A 21,677-nucleotide genomic window follows, 5' to 3' on the forward strand; every position below is an offset into this window, starting at 1 on the left:
TAATTTACTTAACTACTTTAGTTCGTAATTAAATCTAAAAATCTTCTCTCTAAAAAATGCTAAGTTCAACTAAAAAATAATTCTGCTGGGTAGTTTTTTTTACCTACTCATCTGTTCTTAAGATATTAATATTTTTCCCACTCATTATCTTATTCATATTTCTCATAGAACACATTTTTCCGCACATAGTACAGCTATCCTCATGCTCTGGCATAGATTCTTTTCTATATCTTTTAGCTTTTTCTGGGTCTATAGCAAGTTCAAACATCTTATTCCAATTAAGCTCTTGTCTTGCAAGACTCATTTCATTATCCCAGTCCCTTGCCCCTTTTATGTTCTTAGCAATGTCTGCTGCATGCGCTGCAATTTTTGTAGCTATTATGCCTTCCTTCATATCTTCTAGGTTTGGAAGTCTTAAATGCTCAGCTGGTGTAACATAGCATAGGAAGTCTGCCCCATTTGCTGCTGCAATAGCTCCCCCTATAGCACTTGTTATATGATCGTAACCTGGTGCTATATCTGTAACTAATGGTCCTAAAACATAGAAAGGAGCTCCATGACAAAGCTTCTTTTCAAGTATCATATTTGACGCAATTTCGTTTATTGACATATGTCCTGGTCCTTCTATAATAACCTGTACATTTCTTTCCCAAGCTCTTAGAGTAAGCTCTCCAAGTACCATAAGCTCTTTAATTTGACAGGCATCTGTAGAATCATTTATAGATCCTGGTCTGCAAGCATCTCCAAGACTTAAGGTTAAGTCATACTTTTCACATATATCTAAGAGTCTATCAAAGTGCTCATAGAAAGGGTTTTCTGCATTATTAAGCTCCATCCAAGCATACAATAAAGATCCCCCTCTTGAAACTATATTTGTAAGCCTTTTATTTCTTTTAAAAGTATTAATAGTTTCTCTGTTCAAGCCTGCATGAATAGTTGCAAAATCTACTCCATCCTCTGCATGTTTTTCAACCACTTTAAAGAATTCATCTACTGTAATATCACTTAATTCTTTATCATAAAACCCTACTGCATCATAAATTGGTACTGTTCCTATCATAGCTGGTGACATTTCTATAAGAGCCTTTCTAAACTCTGCAGTTTTCCCATAGGAGCTTAAATCCATTATAGCTTCTGCCTTCATTTCAAGGGCAGTTTTCACCTTTTCCATTTCCACTTCAAAGCTTTTACAATCCTTAGAAATTCCAAGATTAACATTAATTTTTGTTTTTAGACCTTCTCCTACTCCTTCTGGATTTAAAGATTTATGATTTTTATTAGCAGGTATTGCAACTCTTCCCTTTGCCACAAGTTCTCTTAAAACCTCAACCTCCATACCTTCCTTTTTAGCAACTATGTCTATTTCCTTAGTTATGATGCCTTTCTTTGCTGCATCCATTTGTGTTGTATAATTCATTAATAAATCCCCCTTAAAACTTTTTTAATTTTATTTCTTTATGGAGATCAAACTTGACCTCTTTATCAAGCTAGACCTATTTGATTTTCAGACTTTTACTTATAAACTTATTTCCTTATTAAGAGTAAAGGCATTAACCCTCTAAATTCAGCCAATCCTTTAATATTGGCTGATACCCTTTAGCTTTAATAGCTAACTTCATTTCTTCTACAGTTCTTTTATCTGATATTTCAAACTGTGCACTTCCCTTATCAGAATTCCCATGGCCTCCAACTTCAGTGGAAACTCCCGCAGACATCTTGGTAACCCCTAGTGATATTAAGTTATCTCTAAAAGTTTCCCTTTCTCTTGTGGACACATTAATCCCAGCTTGAGGAAGAAAAATTCTATAAGCTAACAAGGCTTGAACTAGGTTTATATCACTAACAGGTTGAATGTCTTCAAAGACTCCTACATGGGGCCTTATTCTTGGAAGGGATAACCCAACTTCCACCTGCGGGTAGTTATCCTGAAGATACTTTCCATGAAGCCCTGACATAAAGGCTTCAATTCTCCAGTTGTTTAGTCCTAAAAGTGCTCCTATATTCACTGACCTCATGTTAGCCTCACACCCTCTTTCTGGTGCATCTAACCTAAATTTATAGCTTTTCTTTGGTCCTGCTAAATGGACTTTATTATAAATTTCCTCATCATAAACTTCCTGGTATACAGTTAATCCATCTACTCCTGCCTTTACAACCTCTCTATATTCCTCTTCACTTAAAGGATATATTTCTATTGAAACTGACTGGAAATACTTCTTTAATATCCCTATAGCTTCAATAATATAAGAAAGAGGAGTATCCCTTTTTGATTCTCCAGTTAAAAGAAGAATATGCTTTAAGCCCGTTTTTGAAATCTCTTCAGCCTCTCTTTTGATTTCCGCCATAGTAAGCTGCTTTCTTTGGATATTATTTTCTATATTATAGCTACAATAGGCGCATTTATTTACACAATGATTTGCAATATATATTGGTGTGTAAAGTAGTATGGATTTTCCAAAGTGGTGAAGACTCAGTACATGAGCCCTTTGTGCCATAGTTTCAACAACCTGCTCAGCTGCTGGTGCAAGCAAAGTTAAAAAATCCATAGAAGTTAATTTATCTTTAGAAATAACCCTTAATACCTGATTCTTTGTTACCTTTGAAAAGAAATCTTCAAAGTCAAACCCCTTGTAAGAAAGATACTCTTCATAAAAACTCATTACTTATCACCTTCAAATAAAAATCCTGTTAGGGGTGAGGATGGGTCTGCATATCTTTTCTCAGCTCCCATTTTAGCCCTGTATGCTATTCTTCCTGCTCTAACAGCTAGTGAAAAGGCTTCTGCCATAGCAATTGGATCTTGGGCTGAAGCAATTGCAGTATTCACAAGTACTGCTGCGGCCCCCATCTCCATTGCCTCTGCTGCTTCTGAAGGCTTTCCTATACCTGCATCAACTATGATTGGTGCTTTTATTTCATCTATAAGTATTTGTACAAGCTCCTTAGTTCTAATTCCCCTATTTGTGCCAATAGGTGCTCCAAGGGGCATAACTGCTGCAGCTCCTGCCTCAACAAGTCTTTTAGCTGACATTAAATCAGGACTCATATAAGGAAGTACAATAAATCCTTCCTTTGCAAGAATTTCTGTTGCCTTAATGGTTTCAAAGTTATCTGGTAAAAGGTACTTATTATCAGAAATTACCTCTATTTTCACCCAGTTTCCACAGCCCATTGCCTTTGCAAGTCTTGCAATTCTAACTGCTTCCTCTGCGTTTCTTGCTCCTGAAGTGTTCGGAAGAAGTATTATATCCTTAGGAAGATGCTCTAGTATGTTTTCTTCCTTATCATCCAAATCTACTCTTCTAACAGCAGTTGTAACCACCTGAGCATTGCAAGCCTTGATAATATCTGGCATCATAGCATTAGTGCTATACTTTCCTGTACCTATAAGTAATCTACTCTTTAGCTCTACTCCACCTAAAATAAAATTGTCCATTTCATTCCCCTCTTTCTATATTTTTTATAATCAATCACTTAACTTCCTAGTTTTATTTGATTCCCTGCTAAGAAGCTTTCTTTCTATTCACACAGTAACTTTCATACAAATTAAACTTTTGTGTTGCTCTTATAACTTGTAGCTGTAAAATTAACCTTGAATAGTTCGTTCAAATTTCTTAAACCTCTGTTTCTCCTAAAATTATTCTCATCACTGTATTTGCCTGATGGTTTGCTGCTATATTTACCCTTGGTGCCATAAGCCCACAACCTACTTTAGCTTCTGAAACTCCATCCCCAACTAAATAGAACTTTTCCCCTAACTTTTTAGTAATAATTGCATTGTTTGAAAAGTATCCTGCCATTCCTGAAGCTGCAACAATATATCTATCCTTCATCCTTGTAAGCACCGTGGTTGTGAGCTCTGCTTTACAACTTGGATTATCAAAAGCCTCAACTATTATTTGGGCTTCAATGAATACCTGTTCTATATTGGTTTTATCTAGGTAAGTGTCCACTGTTTCCACTGTTATAAAAGGGTTTATATCTTGTAAAAGCTTTTTTAACGCCTCAGTTTTTTTCATGCCAATATGCTTTATAAAATACTGCTGCCTATTCAAATTGCTTGGTTCTACCACATCAAAGTCTACAAGTATTAGTTTTCCTACACCAACTCTTGCTAAGGCTACAGCAATATTAGAGCCAAGTCCTCCAAGGCCTGCAATTCCAACCGTTGCTTTCTTTAACTTCTCATGAACTCCTGGAGTATGCCTTGATACTAAAAGTCCTTCCATGTCCTCCTTTGAAGGGGTTTCCCCTCTTTTTATAAAACTAAGCTTATCTCCTTCTTTAAGGTCTGCATCTTCCTTAAGAATAAACCCATTAAGAACAACAATATCGGCTTCTTTCTTTATCTTATCCCTTAGTGAAAAAGCTGTTTCCCATTCTTGGGCTTCAATTAGCTTTTCATTGATATATAGCTTCAACTTAACCGCCTCCTACAAAGCTTACAATCTCCACCGTATCTTCTTTATTTAATATAACTTCTGAAAACTGCTCCTTTGTTATGATGTTATAATTAACTTCTACAACTACCTTATTTTCTGAGATAGAAAGATTTTTAAGTAGCTCAAGTACAGTTATGTTTTCTTCAAAATTCATTTCCTTACCATTAACTATCATTTTGGTCCTCCTTTTCTGAAATACTTTTACTTAAAACAAATAAAATAAGCCCCACCCTTTAAGGGTGAGGCTGAGTTCTTTGACCTGATATTTAAATTATAAGTATACTAAACTGTTAAGTATTTACAGGGCTTCATGTTTAAATTCTTTTAAAGAACTACAGGTTCTTAACAAACTAAAGAATTTTCCACTACCGAAGCTTTGAATTTTGTTTCCTATAAATAAAAAAGCTTGCCAAGGGCAAGCTATATCTTCGTTTTAATAAACTTAAATTCAGCTTTCCTACGGTGATTCTAATCACATCAGGTTCAAAGGGTTAGGATTTCTCCCTCTCAGCTTTTCAGCACCCCTAGCACATATATTTATTTGTATGACTTAATTATATCTCACGAACATTGTTGTGTAAATATTTCAAATTGTTAACTTTCTATGTGGCTTGTTAATATGCTTTACTCTTCATCTATTTTTACTCTTAACATTTTATTCTTAACTCTTACTGCATATTCCAACTCATATATTGGTATGCCATTATTGATTGCTTTTGCAATTTCATCAATTTCTCTTTTTATATTTTCTTCATCTTCATACCACCCAAGTACAATTGATTTTTCTCCCCAAACCCCTTCGTTATTGACACCAATCAACCAATATTTAGGCTCATCATTTTTCGCTTTGTACATCACAGGTGATGCCAAAACTTTATAGCAATTAACAATTGATTTTCCATTAATCCTTTGATACTTTTCAGATGCTACTTTTCTTAAACATCATTTCCCCAAAAGTAAGGCCAAAAGAAAAAACTATAGCATTTAAAATGCTATATGCTATCCTTAACTCACCTTTCATTAAGTAAATAACTAAAACATTCAAAGCCCAAATGATGGAAAAGCAAATAATAAACCTTAACATCATTTTTCTTATTGTACTCCATTTTGACTTCCTCATATTTGAGAATATATTAATAAAAAAATACACTAATGCTATCATAAGAAATATTACATAGCCAATGACGAATTGAAAAACAAAGGGAAATTCTATATTTCTATAAACGATAAATAATACAATTACAGTCCATATGATAAATGTACTATATATGATTTTTGTTCTATTACTCCACATACCCTTTCACCCTCCCCTTTTGGCAGTTTCCCCTTAATTATGGGTAACTAAAGCTCTACTTTTTTCTACTACTTATGCCTTCTATAAGCTCCTCACTAAACTGCCATAGCTTTTCTGCAAGGTGCTCATCATAAGATAATATAGAAGATTTTATAGGTTTTTTCTTGTAAAAGTACTTCCCTGTTATACCTTGAACATCACTAGAAGTTGCTAAGTAAATAGCGGTGTCTGCTCCTTCTCTTGGAGTTTGGAAAAAGGGTTTTAAAGTTTTTGTAATTAAAGTCCCAAAGCCTGTTTTTCTATTTATACCCATATTAGTGGCAACAGCACCTGGGTGAAGGCAATTGGCCGTTACATGTGTTCCCTTTAGTCTTCTAGCTAGTTCATAGGTAAATAGGATGTTTGCAAGCTTTGATTGAGCATAAGCTCTCCATAATGTATAATTCTTATCTAAATTAATATCCTCAAAATGAATTCTTCCTATTTTATGTGCACCAGAGGCTACATTTATAATTCGTCCTGAGGGAGCTTTTTTAATGAAGTCTAAAAGCTCCTTTGTAAGAAAAAAATGACCTATGTGGTTAACTCCAAATTGAAGCTCCAATCCATCTTTAGTCCTATGTTTTCCTGGGCGAATTACTCCTGCATTATTAATTAATACATCAAGCTTTTCAAACCTCTTCTTTAATTCTTTAGTAAATTCTTTTATTTCTTTAATTGAAGCTAGATCACAAAACATAAGCTCTACAGAAGGATTGTTACTTTGCTCTCTAACTTCTTCTAAAGCTTCACTTCCTCTTTGCTTATCTCTACAAACCATGATAACCTTGGCTCCAAGCTTTGCTATTTCAATACAAGTAGCCTTTCCCATGCCGGAATTGGCTCCAGTGACAAGGACTATTTTACCATTCATTTTAACACCTCAATTTTAGGAGTTTTTCATATTTTAATACTTTTCAGAAGAAGATTTGATTAGTGAAAATATTAAAAATAATGGGAGCATAAGAGTAAACGAAACCAGCATAATTAACTTATTTTCAACCTATACTCACTTTACAACTATTTTTGCCATACTAGTGAATATCTCCAAAAGAGTTTTCGTTTAACTTTTGCTGTAGGGATATGCTTTTGTGCTAATGATTTTATCTCTTCTATTGTCATGTACGTGTCATGTTCGCAGTGCCTTTCCCAAACTTCTTTTGAATGAACATCATCTTTTTGCAACCTACCGTTTTTTATCAAATTCATGACGATATTGGGGATAAATGCACCACTCCATATAATGTAATCACTTAGTGATTTTGCTTTTGCAAGGTCTAATATAATCAATTTGCCACCTTTTTTAAGTTTATCTTTTGCGAAACATAGAAGCCACTCATAAGGTAAATGATGAGCTGTTGCCGTTGTTATAATAACATCAAGGCTGTTATTTTCAAATTTTATATCGAGAATATTGCCATAAATATAATCGATATTCTTATTAGAATGTAATATTTTTGCTCTCTCAATCATTTTATCTGCAAGATCAACTGCAATTACTTTTTTTGATTTGTTTGATAGCATAAATGAGAGTTCACCTTTCCCACAGCCGATTTCAAGGCAGGTTTCAGCCGTACTTGGTACAAATTTCATAAGGTACTTAAAATAACAGTTGTTGTGGTTCCATTTTAGTTCATCAAGTTGTGAAATTTTATTAAAATCATTTTTTACAACATTATAATCTTCCATTTTCATATCTCACCTACACTAACCTATTTTTCTTCGTCATTTTACCCTTACAACTCAATGTAAGAATAATATTAAAGCATCATTTCTACGTAGTTTTACTCAATCATTTATTTATCAAATTCCTTTATAAAACCCTTTCTTAACTTAAAGTAAATACCTGTAGCAACTGCTATACCTATTAAAGATGCAATTATGTCATTATTATCCCATGACCCTAATTTGAAAACTACGTGGATATACTCTATGAGTAAAAAACACAAAATATTTAGAGAATTTATCATCCATATAACCCTAGGTTTATTTGTTAAGTTTACTCCTTTTAAAAGGGGTACTATATAGAACATGCCAATAATAGTGAACAGAAAGCTAGGTATAAGATTTGGTGCAACTTCTGCAAACATAGTAATATAGGAAGTGTCAAGTTTATACAACTTCTCCCTAAAAACATATATGAACATAAAGAAAATATATACTGCAGCTATACACCTATTTAATTTCATATAAGGCTTACTGCTAAAAAATTTATTATTTATATTTTTCAACTTTAAATTACTAATTTTTATCACCTCGTACATTATTTGCTTTATTATTTTGACATGGTTTATTCATCTTATATTCGTGCTAAATTATACAAGAACACGATGCCTTAAATCATTATTTTCTTACTGATATTCCAAACTTTTCAGGATGATTTAAGATATATTAAGCCATTAGAATTAAAAGATTGAATACCTGTATTCTTTATTTGCCCAAAGCCACCACCAACAGTAATTTGGTCACTGCTATAAAATACCCATATCATACTATAAGGATATTATTCAAAATAACCTCTCTATTTCCTTTTAATATATAAATGAGTCTCATATTTTTTCTTACACCTGCTTTAAACAATGCCTTAAAACTATATAGAGTGTATATAAAACCAAAAATGCTATTGAACTAAAAGATCTAAAGTTCAGTAGCATCATTATTTATAAGGTCTTTCATAAAGTTTAAAGTACATTTTAAGCTATCTCAATCCCTTGCTGTAATTTTAAAATTGCAAATTTTATTATATAAAGGTTTTAATATACGCTGATTAATATTTATATAATATAAAATTTACTTTCATATTATTGGTAAACTGGTGTTAAATCCCTCATATGTCCCTAATTTAATTATAACACATAAAAAATGTAAAATATAGACTATTATTTCCCATTTTTTACAACTAAACTAAGAGTAATAATAGTTTAGGGGTTGGTGCTTTGTACAAAGATTTATTTAAAAACAAAAACTTCACTTTATTATCTATGGGAGGTTTTATATCTTCCATAGGTGATTATCTCTATAACATTGGTGTCACGGTATATTTGTATAGTTTAACAAACTCTGTAGGTGCTGTGGCACTGATGTGGCTTTCTAGGGCTGTTTTAAGGATTCCTATGCTTTATTTATCTGGTTTTATAGCTGACTCCTATAATAAGAAAAAAGTTATTATGGTTACCAATTTAGCTAGTGTTATTTTTGCCTTTCTCTTTACTTTAGTCAATGATCAGAGGTTATGGCTGGTGTATATTCTAGCATTTATCCTGCAATCTCTAAATGACATTGATATAAGCTCTGAAACCGCCATTCTTCCTGAAGTAGTATCAAAGGAAGAACTCTCTTACTCTAATTCCATTTTCTCATTTTTTCAATCCACCAGTATTTTTATTTCTCCTGCTATTGGAGGAATCCTTTATAAACTCTATGGTAGTAATATTTTATTTATTATTAATGCTATAAGCTTTTTAATCTCTGGAGTTTTATTTAGTCTAATAAAATATAACTTTGTAAGGTCTGATAAAGCTGCAACAGGAACTGGAATAATAAAAAGTGGTATTGAAGGATATAAGATATTTTCAAGATATTCTAGTGTTAAAACTGTGTTTGTTATAATGAGCATGTTCGCAGTGCTGGGAAGGTTCTATGAAACCTATAAGGTGGCAGTTTCCGATGTGTTATTAAAGCTAAATCCAGAAGGCATTATTTACTTTTCTTATGCTCTGGCTGTGGGTGGGCTTTTAGTTCCTTTTATAGTTAAAGCTTTATCTAAGAAAAATCATGTAACTTTATTTACTCTTTCAACTGTAATAATTGCTATTGGATATATACTTTTTGGGTATTCCAAAAGTTATATAATTACCTTTGGAGTTTTAATCATCTTAGGCTTAGCTCAAAATCTTCAGGGCATATATTCTAGTACCATAATACAAAATACTATACCTAAAGAGTATATTGGAAGGGTGTTCTCCTTTTATAAAATACTACTAACTCTCTTTGCAATCTTAGGGCTATTAATTGCTACGCCCCTATATAATTTAATTGGTATAGGTAACTCTTTCACGAGCATAGCCATAATGCTAATTATCTTATGTGTTTTGAGTTTAAAAGGAAGTTTCAACAAAACTATAGATAATGCTTTAGATATTAAAGATATATAAATACTACTATAAATGTAAAGGCCTATAAGTTAATTCGCTGTATAAGTTAACCTATAGGCTAGTCTTTTTATCTAATTAAATTTAAAAATGCAGAGTGTTACTTGCGTATAACCTAAATTTCAACTTCACTTTGCCACATATATGTCAAATATGGAATAATACCCCAAAATATCATTCCATAATATTTCACTTATGTTATAATTTATATAAGAACTAGCTTTGGTATTGGAGGTGATTCAATGGAGAAAAAATCATCAAACAGAGGTATAAAGTTTTTTCTATTTATTTTTGGTTCTATACTTCTATCCAATGTAATAGCAGCCTTAATTGGAATACCTGGTGGAAATCAGTATGTTAGTATGGAGACGCTTCAATACAGTATTATTTGGCTCATTATAAGCACAATTTTATTCTTTGCTTTAAAATTACACAAAGATTAAGGCGTCTGAAAATAAATAATACGTCAAAGATGTGAAGGATATTTTAAGTTCACAAGCAAGCTTGTGCCGACAAGGAAACAGGCTCCTTGGATAGTAGATTTATCTAAGGGTTCTGTTGACGCAGTATAACACAAAACAGACCAGCATACTGACTATTTATTTTTTGAAGATGGCTAATATTTTTATAGAAAAAATAACTAAAGGGGTGAATAGTCCTTCACCCTTTACTTCAATTATCTTCTACCCCTATATAAACTCATTTATACTTTAAACTTCTAAATATAGGTTAGAGCTTTCTAGCCTTAAACACAAAGGAAAGTGGCAGCATCTGCGCTTTTTTCATTTTAGGAGAAACTTCCCCTATTTTATTTAATACCTCACTATGAGTTTGTTCAACCATTTGTTCAATAACAAACCCTGCTTTTGATAAAGCATTGATGTAAGTTGAAATTTTACGGCTACAAAGAAGAGCTGTACTCTCCCCAGGCATAGGTTGTGTAAACCAAGCTTCATCAAAGTAAGATTTTCCAAATAACAGTTTTTTTTCATCTATGCTAACACAATTATGCAAAGGATGCTGCCAGCTAAAAATGAAAATACCGTCTTTTTTTAAATAGGAAGCAATTTTTACAAAGGTATTTTCAAGATCAGTTGTCCATCCAATAGCATAAATTGAATATACAAAATCAAAGTAATCCTTAGGTATACCACATTCCTCTTCCATAGGGGAACATATTAATTTAGCTGTATAATTATTTTCTCTTAAATACTTCTTTGCATTTTCAAGCTGACTGATAGACATATCCAAGCCCCATAACTCAGTTGCACCATGGTCTCCTTGATATTTTAGAGAATGTCCACTGCCACAACCAATTTCAAGTAGCTTAGCCCCTTTTACATTTCCAAACAAATTTAATTCTTCCTCTGTAGCAAATAGAGTTCCGTATTGTGGTAGTGCTGTAACCCCAAACCACTCCTCTGCATTTGTATTCCAATAACCTTTATTTACTTCATGTATTTCTTTACTATTCATATGTTCTCCCCACTTCCATACGATAGTGAATATATTGATATCAATAATCCACTTTAACCAAAACTTTTTATAAGATTTTCAGCTCTTTACCTTACGTAATTAGAGCAAGCATTTATAGCATCTATATCTTTCAATAACCTGAAAACCTGCTGATAAGGCTGAATTTAGTTCTTCAGTAGAATCTTCATCAATAAAATATATAATTTCCTTTACTGTACCAAATTCATTATATAATTCCATTAACATTGCATTGATTAAATTACTTATAAAGTGGTTATTTTCATATTCTTTATCAATAAATACTCCAAAAACCTCTGACATACCTTTTCCTGCCCTAACAAAAGTGCTTCCGTGAGTTTTTCCATGTTCCCTAAGAGCAAATACCCGAAAAAGCTCCATATCCTTCTTGAGGTTTTTGCTATTATAGTACATTCCTGAAGGAACCGCATGTTCATCATGAAATATAGCATATTCCTCAAAACTATTTTCTGTAATTCTTTCTACTGAAGGATATTTTTCACTTATATCACATTGTAAGTTATATAATTTGGTAACAATACTAGCTTCAATACACTGAATATTTTTTCTCTCAAAGTATTCCCTTGCATTTTCATTGGTATCAGGAAATCCTATAAATAGTTCATACCCAGGTAATTGTGTACTTACATAGCTTATAAGTTCTTCTGCAATGTCCTCATAATAATCTTTTATTAGGAATAGGGTTGTTTGTACATATTTTTCACTTTCCTCCCAGAAGTAACAACAAATCCCGTACAGCTCATTGTCTTTATAATAAGCTACTATAGATTTTTCATCTTCATTTATAGATCTTTGGATTTCTTTTTTAACTTGCTCTAATGATTTTTTTCTAGGATAACTAGCATAGAAATCATCCACGCTTAACTCCCACACAAAATCAAGTATCTCTTCAACTTTATTAACTACTTTTATCATTTCTCCTACCCCCATTTATTCCCAAACTTTAATTGTTAACAGTTACATTTTACCATGCAATTATTGTAATAATATACTATAAAATCCAAATTGCTGCCGTTAAATATAAACCTAATTGTAACTAAACCTTGCTGACATTAATCCTTATAAACTCATAATCTATAAATTACTAGAAGATATTTTTGTTCTAATCTACATCACTCCGTCATTTATTGTATTATATAGATAAATATCTGTTAGACAATAATCTTTAGAGAAAGGATTTGAACTATGGAGAACTTATCACAATCTATAAATAATGACTTGTTAAACTATATGGAGCAGTTAAAGGTACATGGCTTATCTGCTCTTATAGTTAAGAATAATAATATGCTTTGGCACACTGCTCTAGGAAGCGCTAAAGAAAATACTATTTTTAGAGTGGCATCAATTTCAAAAACTGTTATTACCACTGCTTTAATGCAGCTATATGAGAGAGGGTTGTTTAAACTAGAAGATGATATTAGTGATCATCTAGGTCTTAAAATAAGAAACCCTAAGTACCCCAGTATTCCAATTAACTTCATTCACCTTTTTACTCATACCTCTGGTCTAACTGAGATTGGGGATGATTACTTTTATGATAATATCCATAACCCTAAACTAAAGTATTTGTCCCAGCTAGTTTGTACTAATGGGGATTTTTATAGAGATGAAATTTGGGCAAACTATGCTCCGGGTCACTTTTATGATTACTCAAACATTGGCTACACTATCCTAGGTTGTTTAATAGAAAAGATCTCTGGCATGCCCTTTAATGATTATTGTATAAAGCATATTTTTAAACCTTTAAATATGGATGATTCTAGCTTTGATGTTACAAAATTAAAGCATCTTGAAAATCTAACAAAAGTATATAAATTTGATGGCTCTATGAATTCTCATTATATATCCTTTGATGATTATAGTTCAATTTCACCCAAAGCCTTTGATTATAGTGATATGCGTACTCTTGGGAATTGTATTAAATTTTCTCCTGCTGGTGGACTTAGGACTTCCCTTTTAGATTTATCTAAATTTATGAGAGCACATATGAATATGGGTGAGTATGAAGGGGTAAGAATTCTCTCCCCTGAAACTGCTAGATTAATGCAAGATATCCATTGGGAAGGCAAAACAGCATCAGGTAAGGCTAAAAAAATAGGGCTTTGTTTCTACCCTAATGAAAATCTATATCCTAACTATTCCTTTACTGGTCATTCTGGAGATGCTTATGGAATTTTAAGTGGTATGTTCTTTATCAAAGACCTTGATTTGGGAGTTATATTTGTTGAAAATGGTGGAATTCAATATAAGGAAGAGGGACATTCTTTATTTAAAATTGAAGAGCTTTGTTATCAGCGTATTTTAAAGGAATTTTTATCTTAAAAATTATTGCAATAATTTACATGAAACCCCCATAAATTACTATTTTATATTCATTCTTATATATACTTGTATTGAAAAACAATAAATTTATATTGTTTTTATGAGAAATCATGGTATAATTTCTTTAAAGGCTATGGTTAATTAAGTCTAATAATCTAAAGTTGATTAAACTACAGGTATATAGTTATAACCTAAGTTTAAACTGCTTTATTGCTAGTTTATAATCTTAATTGTGACTTAATTACTAGCTTAGTATGTGTATATTTGGGGGTATATCATGAAATATTTAGGCAAAAGGTCAGTATCATCCTTTTTGAGGAAAACAGTTAATATTATTTGGTATATTAGTCTTGTTCTTATTGTTCCAAATGTGGTTATGTTATTTTCTCCAACTGTTTTTTCAAACATAAGAGAATTCTTAATAACTATTTTATACGAAATTGCTTTTATAGCATTTCTAATAATTATCTATCAACTTCGTAAAATCTTTAAATCACTTACATTGAAAGAACCATTTACAATGGAAAATGTTAAATCCTTTAGAATCATTGGCATTAGCATCATTTTCATAGGCTTATTTGATTTAATATATAATGTAAGTAACTATGGCATCAATGGATTTTATATTTTACATCTAGATGAACAAGGAATTTCTTCTAGATGCGGAGTTGTAATTTTCTTGTTCTTAGGCATAATGGCATTAGTACTAGGAGAAATATTTAAATCAGCCATAGAAATTAAAGAGGAAAATAACCTAACAATATGATAGGCAATGATAAAAAGCCCTCACTTTGCATTAGATTATTATAAATGCGTCCAACCTATAACAAAAGCTTAGTGTGACATACACTAAGCTCTATTTCTTAGAAGCTCCATATTTATTTTTTCATAGGGTCTTCTTTATAAACTGTTTTTACCTTACCACTGCCATCATCATCTGGTTTATCAAATTCTATATTAAACCAATATTCCTTGCCTTCAACTAGCTCTTCGTATTGCTCACTAGTCATTGTAAAAGTACCATTCTTAGGTTGACCCCCTTCGAATGCAAAATATTTTAAATAAAACTTATCATTTTCTTTCACCTTATGAGCATAGGGTGTATTATACTTCTTGCTCCTATTTATTGCTTCAGTATCATCTACTTTTACAACCTTTGTACCACTTGTGTACATTCCTGTTATTTTTGCCTTCCCAAAAGCCAAATTACCAATTATAAATAATCCTGCCAATAATGCTATTGATATAAAGAGTAATTTAAACCTATCCCTTGATACTGCTCTCATTTTCCTATCCCCTTTAACCATTTTATAAATTATATTCTTCATTTAAAAGTATTACTTACCTACTAAATAAGTTAATAGCTTATCTTCCCAAAATACTCTTAAGAAATTTTATCTTTGCATTTCTTAGTTTAAAAATATCATGGTTTGAAGCATACAATCCCATAAAAACAAATGAAATGCCCACCCCTGCTGTAAATCCTTCAATTACATGAGGTAATAAACTAAATCTTGAAGATATTAAAAATATGCCATTAAAAACTAACCCAATGGATATATACTTATTAAGTTTATTCATACCCCAGCCTCCCAACATATTGATATAATTACATTATATACTAACGAATTTATAAATTGTACTGTGTTTTCACAATTTTCACACGATTGTTCCCTAATAATTTAAAAACTTAAAAATGGTTTTATTAAAACCATTAAATTAAAAAAATTAAACAATTCTATGGTGTAACATAATTTAACAACTATCGTTTATTAAGTGAAGGGGGTGGCGCTGCTATGGGGAATGATGATTTTGAAGTTTTATATAGAAAATATAATAATGAGCTTTATATCTATGCTCTTTCTTTGTGTAAGGATCATCATTTAGCTCAAGATTTGGTAAGTGAAACCTTCTTTAAGGCACTATTAGCTATAGAGATTAGTGAAATGTATATTAAGTACTGGCTATTCAGGGTATGTAAAAATCTTTTCTTAGACCACTTAAAGAAAACTAGCAGATTGGAAGATATAGAAAAGAACCTAAACAAGCTTTCAGCTGAAGACAATACCTTAGATAAAATTATCCTTAATGATGATAGACGAAAAGTTTATTACGAGGTTTTGAATTTGCAGCCCTCTTATAAGGAAATAGTTATTTTGTATTATTACTGTAATCTTTCCTTAAAAGAAATCTCGAAAGTTACTGGGGTTTCCCAAGGTGCCACTAGAACACTACTATTTAGAGCAAGAAAGAAATTGAAAGAATTTTTAGAGGAGGCTTTATAATGAGCTTTAAAGATTTGTTAGATAAATATAAAAATGGAACTGCTTCTGAAGAAGAAATCACCCTAGTTCAAGAGGAATTGCAAAAGTATGAAGTAATCTCTGAATATTTATCCGAGGGTTATGATATAGATTTTGAAAATCACAGTTTAAGCCTAACTGATAATACTGACACCACCTCAGTAAAAAAGACTGTTAATAAAAAGCTGAGAAAAACCATATTGTCCTCTGTAATTATAGTATTTTCAATTCTGCTTACTACTAATTATATAATTTCTCCACTGGTAAGTAGTTTTTACTATAATCCCTCTCAAAATTCAGTGGCTAAATATCATGATAATTTATATTTTGACTTAAAAGTTATCACTGAGCTGAATCTACCTGGCTATGCAATAAATACAGTTCGCTCACAAAATCTAGGCTTTGGTAAATATGATATCTATTTTGAAAGGGTCAATTTATTTAATAGGGAAGCTAAAAGTACAAATACTACTATTAAAAGAAGTTACAAAAATGGAGATAGTTATCACGATTTTTTCCCGATTAATTTCATGGAGTTTTTAGATATTGCCCCCGATGATCGCAATAAGAACAGTGTTGAAGAGAGAAGGAACGAGCGAAATGAAGAGCTTATTAACTATATTAAGGAATTAAATCCTAAATCTTATGTGTCTTCCTATGTAATACTTCAGGAAGACATAACAACAAAAGACTTTGATGAGTTAAGAAAGAAATACAACGATAAAGTTACTTTTAGATGGGCAGCAGTGCGCACTGCCCCTTACGGCACCCCTAATGAATATTTATCTGGCTTTAATCCTAACCTTAATGATGGTTCTGTTACTGGAGAAAGTATGAAAAACGATAAATATCCTTATTTGCAGCTAGTAGATTATATGCGAGATGGAATTGATAGTGGCACCTTCAATGGCTCCTTTGATGAAGCCTATACTAAGCATTTTATTTCACTTTTAAGATATGCTAATGATAGGAAAAAGGCAGTTGCAGCCTTAGATAATAATGAGATTAAATCAGATTACTATAAAAGTTCCTTAAACTATGTGGAAAGTAATGGGGTAAATATCTATGGACTTTTAATTAATGGTGAGGCAGAGGAATTACTTCAATTTCTAGCTAATGAAAAAATAAAAACTATAGAAATAAAAGGTGTACTTGCTTCCAAATATGTAAACTAGCCATTTTGCATCTCAATTCTGCAGAATTTATGCTAATTCACTGGAAGGGTATCGTTAATATTGCTTCTAGAATCAAATGCAATCACTCTAAATTAAGAAGGTGCTAAGAAGGTTATTAAAAACCTTCTTAGCACCTTTTATATGGAAAATTAACTTAAAAAAGTTAATGAGCTTTTGGAAAGCTAAATTAACCTTACAGTTTTAATAGAAGACAGCTTATAAATCTCCTAATCCCTGCCTTCAGTGATAACTTCTACTTTCCTAAACGCTTACGATACTCCTCTAACTCTTTCTCATTAGCTAGAACAAAGTGACCTTCTTCAATCTCTGCCCAATAAGGCGGATTTTTTGCATAGTCGTGACAGCTAGGATCATATACTTCTATTTCCTTATTTCTCTCTACCCTTGGATCTGGTAGTGGTATGGCCGAAAGTAAGGCTCTGGTATATGGATGGAGTGGATTCTCAAAGAGTTTTTCTGTTTCCGCCAATTCCACAATCTTTCCCTTGTGAATAACTGCGATTCTATCAGTTATGAACCTTACCACTGCTAAGTCATGAGCTATAAATAAGTAAGTTAATCCTTTTTCCTTTTGAAGGTCTGAAAGAAGATTTAGCACTTGAGCACGAATGGATACATCAAGAGCTGAAATAGGCTCATCTGCAATGACTAGTTCTGGCTCCATAGCCAGAACCCTAGCTATTCCAATACGCTGACGTTGTCCCCCTGAAAACTCATGAGGAAACCTGCTTGCAAACTCAGGAAGTAGCCCCACATCAAGAAGTGCTTTTTCTACTTTTGCCTTTCTGTCTGCCTCATCCTTATAACACTTTAAGTTATAAAGCCCCTCTGACACTATATAATCTACCTTTGCTCTCTCATTTAAGGAAGCCATGGGGTCCTGGAATATCATTTGAATTTTCCTTGTAACTTCCCTATCTAACTTTGAGCTAATTTTTCCATTTATCTTTTCACCCTTAAAAAGGATGGTTCCATTGCTTGTTTCATTAATTCTCACAATTGCTCTTCCAATAGTTGTTTTTCCTGAACCAGATTCCCCAACTAGTCCAAAGGTTTCTCCTTTATAAATATGAAAGTTCACATCATTAACCGCAATAAAGGGCTTCTTTTTATCCCCAAACTTTACCATTAAATCCTTTACTTCTAAGAGAACTTCCTTTTCTTTTTTACTATTGATTGCTTTGCTTCCCTTGCAGTTATTTTTATTTGTACCACTATTTATGTTTATAGCGGAATCCTCTTTTTTATTACTAATTCCGTGACTTTCTTTTTTAATTTCCTTATTATTTGTAGCTCCAACTTCATCTTGCCTTGTAATTTTTACATTTTTCTTTGAATTGGAAGCTATAACTTCCTTTTTATGATACTTTTTTCCACTAACTGCTTTTAAATTCTTATGCCTATTAGCTTTACTTTTCCCCACTTGCTATTCCCTCCCCCATTGTTCTCTTAAAGACTTAATTAATTCAGGTGGCTCAATCTTTGGTGCTCTAGGATCTAGAAGCCAGGTCTTTGCCTTGTGAGTTGGACTTACTTCAAAGTAAGGTGGTCTTTCTACAAAGTCAATTTTTAGAGCCTTTGGATTACGAGGTGCAAAGGCATCCCCTTTTATTTCATTGAATAAATTTGGAGGAGTTCCTTTAATAGAATATAATGGCTGACCCTTTACCCCAAGCTGTGGAAGAGAAGAAAGCAATGCCCAGGTGTATGGATGCTGAGGGTTATAAAAAACTTCCTCAGCTGTGCCAATTTCTACCAAGTCTCCTGCATACATAACAGCAATTCTATCTGCTACCTTAGCAACTACCCCTAAATCATGAGTTATATATACTATAGTAAGATTATATTTAGCTTGTATCTTTTTTAATAGCTGAATTATTTGAGCTTGAATAGTTACATCCAAGGCTGTGGTTGGTTCATCACAAATTAGAATCTTGGGATTACAAGCAACAGCTACTGCAATTACTACTCTTTGACGCATACCACCTGAAAATTCGTGTGGATATTGATCATATCTTTCCTCTGCATTATAAATTCCTACATCCTTTAAAATTTCTATAACCACTTTTTTTGCGCTTTCACCCTTTAAGCCTTGGTGAAGCTCTACAGCTTCTTCAACTTGACTTCCTATGGTTCTAAGTGGATTTAAGGCAGTCATTGGGTCCTGAAATACCATAGCAATTTCTTTCCCTCTAATTTTAACCCACTGCTTTTCTGTCTTAAAAGCTGCTAAGTCTTCACCCTTGTATAAAACACTTCCTGACTCCACCCATCCATTTCCATCTAAAAGTCCCATAAAGGCTTTTGTAAAAACGGACTTACCAGAACCTGATTCCCCAACTACTGCAATGCTCTCTCCCTCTATTAAATCTAAAGAAGCCTCTCTAATTGCTGTAAGCACCTTACCCCGAAGGTTAAACTTTATAACTAAATCTTTTACTGATAAAATTACATTTTCCATTTTGCACCTCCTAAACATGATTTCTTGGGTCTGCTGCATCTGCAAAGGCATTCCCTAGAATGTAGAAGGATATAGTAACCATAGAAAGTACTATAGCTGGAAAAATTAACTGATAACGGAGAGAAGGTGACATCATTATAAGTCTTCCTTCATTAATTAAATTACCTAAGGAAGGTGTATCTAGTGGTAGTCCTAACCCTATATAAGTTAAGAACACTTCATATCCAATAGCTCCTGGAATTGCTAAGGCTATTCTTAGCATTATTACGGACACTAAATATGGAAGTAGATTCTTTAATATAATTCTTCTAGTTGGGGTTCCAAGACACCTTGAAGCTAGGTTGTACTCTCTATCTCTTATTATAATAATTTGGTTACGAATAAATCTTGCCATACCAACCCAGCTGGTCATACATATAGCAAAAATCAGAGTAGATACGCTTGGTCTTAAAATATAAGCAAGTAAAACTAAGAGTATGGTAGTAGGTATGTTATCTATAACATTATAAATTTGAGTTATTATTTTATCTAAACTTCTTACATAACCCCAAAGTGCACCAACAAAAATTCCAATAATAGCTTCACAAATTCCTACAGCTACCCCAATAAATAAAGATGTACGAGTTCCACTCCATATACGGGACCATAAATCTTGTCCTATAGAGTTTGTTCCAAACCAAAACTCACCACTTGGCACTTGATTTCTAAGTTGTACTCCTGAATTATTAGTGTATATCTGTGTTGGTAGTTTTTGATTTGGAAGATAGGGTTGTATAATTGTAAAGGCAACTATTACAAACATTAAAATTAATAAAGCAGCAGCAGTTTTATTTTTTAAAAACACCTGCCAGGTTGAGCGCCAGTAGGAGTAATTTGAGTACCCTGTACGCTCTGCTGCATCTGCATCATACTCAGCCAGTTCAAATAAGGAATCATTAATACTATCTGCAGTTTTATCAAACTTTTTACTCATTATCTTGCACCTTCTTTCTTCTCAAGTTTAATACGTGGATCCACTACAGCCATCATTATATCTCCAAGGAAAAGCCCTAAAATGCTAATGGTTGCAAATATTAATACCAAAGCTTGAACTAGAGGATTGTCTTGCCTTTGTATTGCATCAACTAATAAGCCACCCATTCCTGGTATAGAGTATAATGATTCGATATATAGTGATCCTGAAATAGTTAAAAGTAAAGATGAAGGTAAGTATTGAGCCATAGGTATAAAAGCATTTCTCATAACATGCTTAAACATAATTACTGTACTTGTAAGTCCCTTTGCTCTTGCAAGTCTAATATAATCCTTGTTTAATTCATCTACCATATATCTACGCATCCACATTGCATATCCTGCTGTACTTCCAAGAGACATAGATATTAGAGGAAGTATCCAACTAGAAGGATTACTCTTATTAAAAAGCATTGGTAAGTTTAATCCATCTGTAACATATAACTGAAGGAACAAATAATAAACTGCAGCGGGTACAGCATTAATAAATACTATGTATCCCGTACCAATCTTGTCCCAAAATTTCTTTTTACTTCTTGCCATCATTACCCCAAGGGATAATCCGCAAGTTAAAGATAGTGCCATTGCTCCTACCCCAAAGGCTATGGAATATGGTAGCTTTGTTTTAATTATTTCTCCTACAGGAACCTTGGGCCTATACTTTATAGATTCTCCCAAATCTCCCTTTGCTAGCTTTACATAGAACTTCCCAAGTTGAACAGGCAGTGGGTCTCTAAGTCCCATATTAGTTAAGATGATTTCTTTTTGTTCTGTGTCTAACTTATCATAATTTCCTGAGAAATACCCTTCTTCAGGCATTAATCTCATTAAAAGAAACACTGCTGTAATAACGAAAAATAGTGTGAATATAGATTGACCAACTTTTTTACATAGGTATTTTAACATCCCATCAGCTCCCTTTGTTACAGGTAGTATTAACACA

The 21,677-nt window shown here is 32.6% G+C and carries 23 protein-coding genes and 1 riboswitch; of the genes, 6 read left to right on the forward strand and 17 right to left on the reverse strand.

All coding sequences use genetic code 11. The annotated features are described in order from the left end of the window. Positions 1–103 precede the first annotated feature (103 nt). The 9 genes from thiC to C661_RS0108550 all read right to left on the reverse strand — a co-directional run bounded on the left by thiC (position 104) and on the right by C661_RS0108550 (position 7,865). Positions 104–1,417 carry a phosphomethylpyrimidine synthase ThiC gene (thiC, locus tag C661_RS0108505; protein WP_017414889.1) on the reverse strand — a complete coding sequence of 438 codons (1,314 nt, stop codon included), beginning with the start codon at positions 1,415–1,417 and terminating at the stop codon, positions 104–106. A gap of 133 nt (positions 1,418–1,550) precedes the next feature. After that, complete coding sequence (gene thiH / locus C661_RS0108510; RefSeq protein WP_017414890.1) at positions 1,551–2,660, reverse strand: 2-iminoacetate synthase ThiH; 1,110 nt, start codon at positions 2,658–2,660, stop codon at positions 1,551–1,553. After that, on the reverse strand, positions 2,660–3,436 hold the full coding sequence (locus C661_RS0108515) for a thiazole synthase (protein WP_017414891.1): 777 nt from the start codon (positions 3,434–3,436) through the stop codon (positions 2,660–2,662). Before C661_RS0108515 ends, thiH begins: the two co-directional genes overlap by 1 nt. A gap of 178 nt (positions 3,437–3,614) precedes the next feature. Beyond that, positions 3,615–4,421: a sulfur carrier protein ThiS adenylyltransferase ThiF gene (gene thiF / locus C661_RS0108520; protein ID WP_017414892.1), complete on the reverse strand. Its 807-nt coding sequence runs from the start codon at positions 4,419–4,421 to the stop codon at positions 3,615–3,617. Between the two features lies 1 nt (position 4,422). Then, on the reverse strand, positions 4,423–4,617 hold the full coding sequence (gene thiS, locus C661_RS0108525; protein ID WP_017414893.1) for a sulfur carrier protein ThiS: 195 nt from the start codon (positions 4,615–4,617) through the stop codon (positions 4,423–4,425). 262 nt (positions 4,618–4,879) lie between these two features. Further along, a riboswitch (TPP riboswitch) is annotated at positions 4,880–4,978 on the reverse strand. A gap of 88 nt (positions 4,979–5,066) precedes the next feature. Then, the gene (locus tag C661_RS21530; protein WP_242825987.1) at positions 5,067–5,297 is read right to left on the reverse strand and encodes a hypothetical protein; all 231 of its coding nucleotides are present in this window, start codon (positions 5,295–5,297) and stop codon (positions 5,067–5,069) included. A gap of 494 nt (positions 5,298–5,791) precedes the next feature. After that, entirely contained in the window at positions 5,792–6,649 is an 858-nt protein-coding gene (locus tag C661_RS0108540; RefSeq protein ID WP_017414896.1) for an SDR family oxidoreductase, read from the reverse strand. 146 nt (positions 6,650–6,795) lie between these two features. Further along, the gene (locus tag C661_RS0108545; protein ID WP_017414897.1) at positions 6,796–7,464 is read right to left on the reverse strand and encodes a class I SAM-dependent methyltransferase; all 669 of its coding nucleotides are present in this window, start codon (positions 7,462–7,464) and stop codon (positions 6,796–6,798) included. A 107-nt stretch (positions 7,465–7,571) separates the two neighbouring features. After that, the gene (locus C661_RS0108550; protein ID WP_242825988.1) at positions 7,572–7,865 is read right to left on the reverse strand and encodes a hypothetical protein; all 294 of its coding nucleotides are present in this window, start codon (positions 7,863–7,865) and stop codon (positions 7,572–7,574) included. An 846-nt stretch (positions 7,866–8,711) separates the two neighbouring features. On the opposite strand from C661_RS0108550, the gene C661_RS0108555 reads away from it, so the two are divergent. Together C661_RS0108555 and C661_RS0108560 are read left to right on the forward strand one after the other, a co-directional pair. Further along, a complete protein-coding gene (locus C661_RS0108555; protein WP_017414899.1) occupies positions 8,712–9,929 on the forward strand; it encodes an MFS transporter in 1,218 nt (405 codons plus the stop codon). 239 nt (positions 9,930–10,168) lie between these two features. Beyond that, a complete protein-coding gene (locus C661_RS0108560) occupies positions 10,169–10,369 on the forward strand; it encodes a hypothetical protein (protein WP_017414900.1) in 201 nt (66 codons plus the stop codon). A gap of 286 nt (positions 10,370–10,655) precedes the next feature. Here C661_RS0108560 and C661_RS0108565 read toward each other — a convergent pair whose 3' ends face one another. Continuing rightward, positions 10,656–11,402, reverse strand: coding sequence for a class I SAM-dependent methyltransferase (locus tag C661_RS0108565; RefSeq protein ID WP_017414901.1), 747 nt, complete (start codon positions 11,400–11,402; stop codon positions 10,656–10,658). Between the two features lie 99 nt (positions 11,403–11,501). Next, positions 11,502–12,356, reverse strand: a complete 855-nt coding sequence (locus C661_RS0108570) for a hypothetical protein (RefSeq protein WP_017414902.1) — start codon at positions 12,354–12,356, stop codon at positions 11,502–11,504. 270 nt (positions 12,357–12,626) lie between these two features. Between C661_RS0108570 and C661_RS0108575 the strand changes: the two genes are divergently transcribed. Then, on the forward strand, positions 12,627–13,763 hold the full coding sequence (locus tag C661_RS0108575) for a serine hydrolase domain-containing protein (protein ID WP_017414903.1): 1,137 nt from the start codon (positions 12,627–12,629) through the stop codon (positions 13,761–13,763). A 277-nt stretch (positions 13,764–14,040) separates the two neighbouring features. Beyond that, a complete protein-coding gene (locus C661_RS0108580; RefSeq protein WP_017414904.1) occupies positions 14,041–14,529 on the forward strand; it encodes a DUF2975 domain-containing protein in 489 nt (162 codons plus the stop codon). Positions 14,530–14,641: 112 nt separating this feature from the next. Here C661_RS0108580 and C661_RS0108585 read toward each other — a convergent pair whose 3' ends face one another. Further along, the gene (locus C661_RS0108585; RefSeq protein ID WP_017414905.1) at positions 14,642–15,049 is read right to left on the reverse strand and encodes a hypothetical protein; all 408 of its coding nucleotides are present in this window, start codon (positions 15,047–15,049) and stop codon (positions 14,642–14,644) included. A 79-nt stretch (positions 15,050–15,128) separates the two neighbouring features. Continuing rightward, positions 15,129–15,344, reverse strand: a complete 216-nt coding sequence (locus C661_RS0108590; RefSeq protein ID WP_017414906.1) for a hypothetical protein — start codon at positions 15,342–15,344, stop codon at positions 15,129–15,131. Positions 15,345–15,559: 215 nt separating this feature from the next. Between C661_RS0108590 and C661_RS0108595 the strand changes: the two genes are divergently transcribed. Together C661_RS0108595 and C661_RS0108600 are read left to right on the forward strand one after the other, a co-directional pair. Beyond that, complete coding sequence (locus tag C661_RS0108595; protein WP_017414907.1) at positions 15,560–16,048, forward strand: RNA polymerase sigma factor; 489 nt, start codon at positions 15,560–15,562, stop codon at positions 16,046–16,048. Continuing rightward, positions 16,048–17,241, forward strand: a complete 1,194-nt coding sequence (locus C661_RS0108600) for an anti sigma factor C-terminal domain-containing protein (RefSeq protein ID WP_017414908.1) — start codon at positions 16,048–16,050, stop codon at positions 17,239–17,241. The genes C661_RS0108595 and C661_RS0108600 overlap by 1 nt, the downstream gene beginning before the upstream one ends. Positions 17,242–17,494: 253 nt before the next feature. On the opposite strand, the gene C661_RS0108605 is transcribed toward C661_RS0108600, so the two are convergent. Genes C661_RS0108605 through C661_RS0108620 form a run of 4 tightly spaced genes read right to left on the reverse strand, consistent with a single transcriptional unit; the run spans position 17,495 to position 21,640 of the window. Further along, positions 17,495–18,685 (reverse strand): ATP-binding cassette domain-containing protein, encoded by a 1,191-nt coding sequence (locus tag C661_RS0108605; RefSeq protein ID WP_017414909.1) that lies wholly within the window; start codon positions 18,683–18,685, stop codon positions 17,495–17,497. Between the two features lie 3 nt (positions 18,686–18,688). Further along, positions 18,689–19,723 carry an ABC transporter ATP-binding protein gene (locus C661_RS0108610; RefSeq protein ID WP_017414910.1) on the reverse strand — a complete coding sequence of 345 codons (1,035 nt, stop codon included), beginning with the start codon at positions 19,721–19,723 and terminating at the stop codon, positions 18,689–18,691. A 10-nt stretch (positions 19,724–19,733) separates the two neighbouring features. Continuing rightward, on the reverse strand, positions 19,734–20,696 hold the full coding sequence (locus C661_RS0108615) for an ABC transporter permease (RefSeq protein ID WP_017414911.1): 963 nt from the start codon (positions 20,694–20,696) through the stop codon (positions 19,734–19,736). Then, entirely contained in the window at positions 20,696–21,640 is a 945-nt protein-coding gene (locus tag C661_RS0108620; protein WP_017414912.1) for an ABC transporter permease, read from the reverse strand. Before C661_RS0108620 ends, C661_RS0108615 begins: the two co-directional genes overlap by 1 nt. Positions 21,641–21,677 lie beyond the last annotated feature (37 nt).

Origin of the sequence: Clostridium tunisiense TJ (assembly GCF_000300195.1) — a bacterium.
Taxonomy (GTDB): Bacteria; Bacillota; Clostridia; order Clostridiales; family Clostridiaceae; genus Clostridium_J; species Clostridium_J tunisiense.

Bases quoted from the DNA above. Each gene is read 5' to 3' on its own strand.
- thiC (WP_017414889.1), bottom strand. From the start codon at position 1,417: ATGAATTATACAACACAAATGGATGCAGCAAAGAAAGGCATCATAACT.
- thiH (WP_017414890.1), bottom strand. From the start codon at position 2,660: ATGAGTTTTTATGAAGAGTATCTTTCTTACAAGGGGTTTGACTTTGAA.
- C661_RS0108515 (WP_017414891.1), bottom strand. From the start codon at position 3,436: ATGGACAATTTTATTTTAGGTGGAGTAGAGCTAAAGAGTAGATTACTT.
- thiS (WP_017414893.1), bottom strand. From the start codon at position 4,617: ATGATAGTTAATGGTAAGGAAATGAATTTTGAAGAAAACATAACTGTA.
- C661_RS21530 (WP_242825987.1), bottom strand. From the start codon at position 5,297: ATGTACAAAGCGAAAAATGATGAGCCTAAATATTGGTTGATTGGTGTC.
- C661_RS0108540 (WP_017414896.1), bottom strand. From the start codon at position 6,649: ATGAATGGTAAAATAGTCCTTGTCACTGGAGCCAATTCCGGCATGGGA.
- C661_RS0108545 (WP_017414897.1), bottom strand. From the start codon at position 7,464: ATGGAAGATTATAATGTTGTAAAAAATGATTTTAATAAAATTTCACAA.
- C661_RS0108550 (WP_242825988.1), bottom strand. From the start codon at position 7,865: ATGTTTGCAGAAGTTGCACCAAATCTTATACCTAGCTTTCTGTTCACT.
- C661_RS0108560 (WP_017414900.1), top strand. From the start codon at position 10,169: ATGGAGAAAAAATCATCAAACAGAGGTATAAAGTTTTTTCTATTTATT.
- C661_RS0108565 (WP_017414901.1), bottom strand. From the start codon at position 11,402: ATGAATAGTAAAGAAATACATGAAGTAAATAAAGGTTATTGGAATACA.
- C661_RS0108570 (WP_017414902.1), bottom strand. From the start codon at position 12,356: ATGATAAAAGTAGTTAATAAAGTTGAAGAGATACTTGATTTTGTGTGG.
- C661_RS0108575 (WP_017414903.1), top strand. From the start codon at position 12,627: ATGGAGAACTTATCACAATCTATAAATAATGACTTGTTAAACTATATG.
- C661_RS0108580 (WP_017414904.1), top strand. From the start codon at position 14,041: ATGAAATATTTAGGCAAAAGGTCAGTATCATCCTTTTTGAGGAAAACA.
- C661_RS0108585 (WP_017414905.1), bottom strand. From the start codon at position 15,049: ATGAGAGCAGTATCAAGGGATAGGTTTAAATTACTCTTTATATCAATA.
- C661_RS0108590 (WP_017414906.1), bottom strand. From the start codon at position 15,344: ATGAATAAACTTAATAAGTATATATCCATTGGGTTAGTTTTTAATGGC.
- C661_RS0108595 (WP_017414907.1), top strand. From the start codon at position 15,560: ATGGGGAATGATGATTTTGAAGTTTTATATAGAAAATATAATAATGAG.
- C661_RS0108600 (WP_017414908.1), top strand. From the start codon at position 16,048: ATGAGCTTTAAAGATTTGTTAGATAAATATAAAAATGGAACTGCTTCT.
- C661_RS0108610 (WP_017414910.1), bottom strand. From the start codon at position 19,723: ATGGAAAATGTAATTTTATCAGTAAAAGATTTAGTTATAAAGTTTAAC.
- C661_RS0108615 (WP_017414911.1), bottom strand. From the start codon at position 20,696: ATGAGTAAAAAGTTTGATAAAACTGCAGATAGTATTAATGATTCCTTA.
- C661_RS0108620 (WP_017414912.1), bottom strand. From the start codon at position 21,640: ATGTTAAAATACCTATGTAAAAAAGTTGGTCAATCTATATTCACACTA.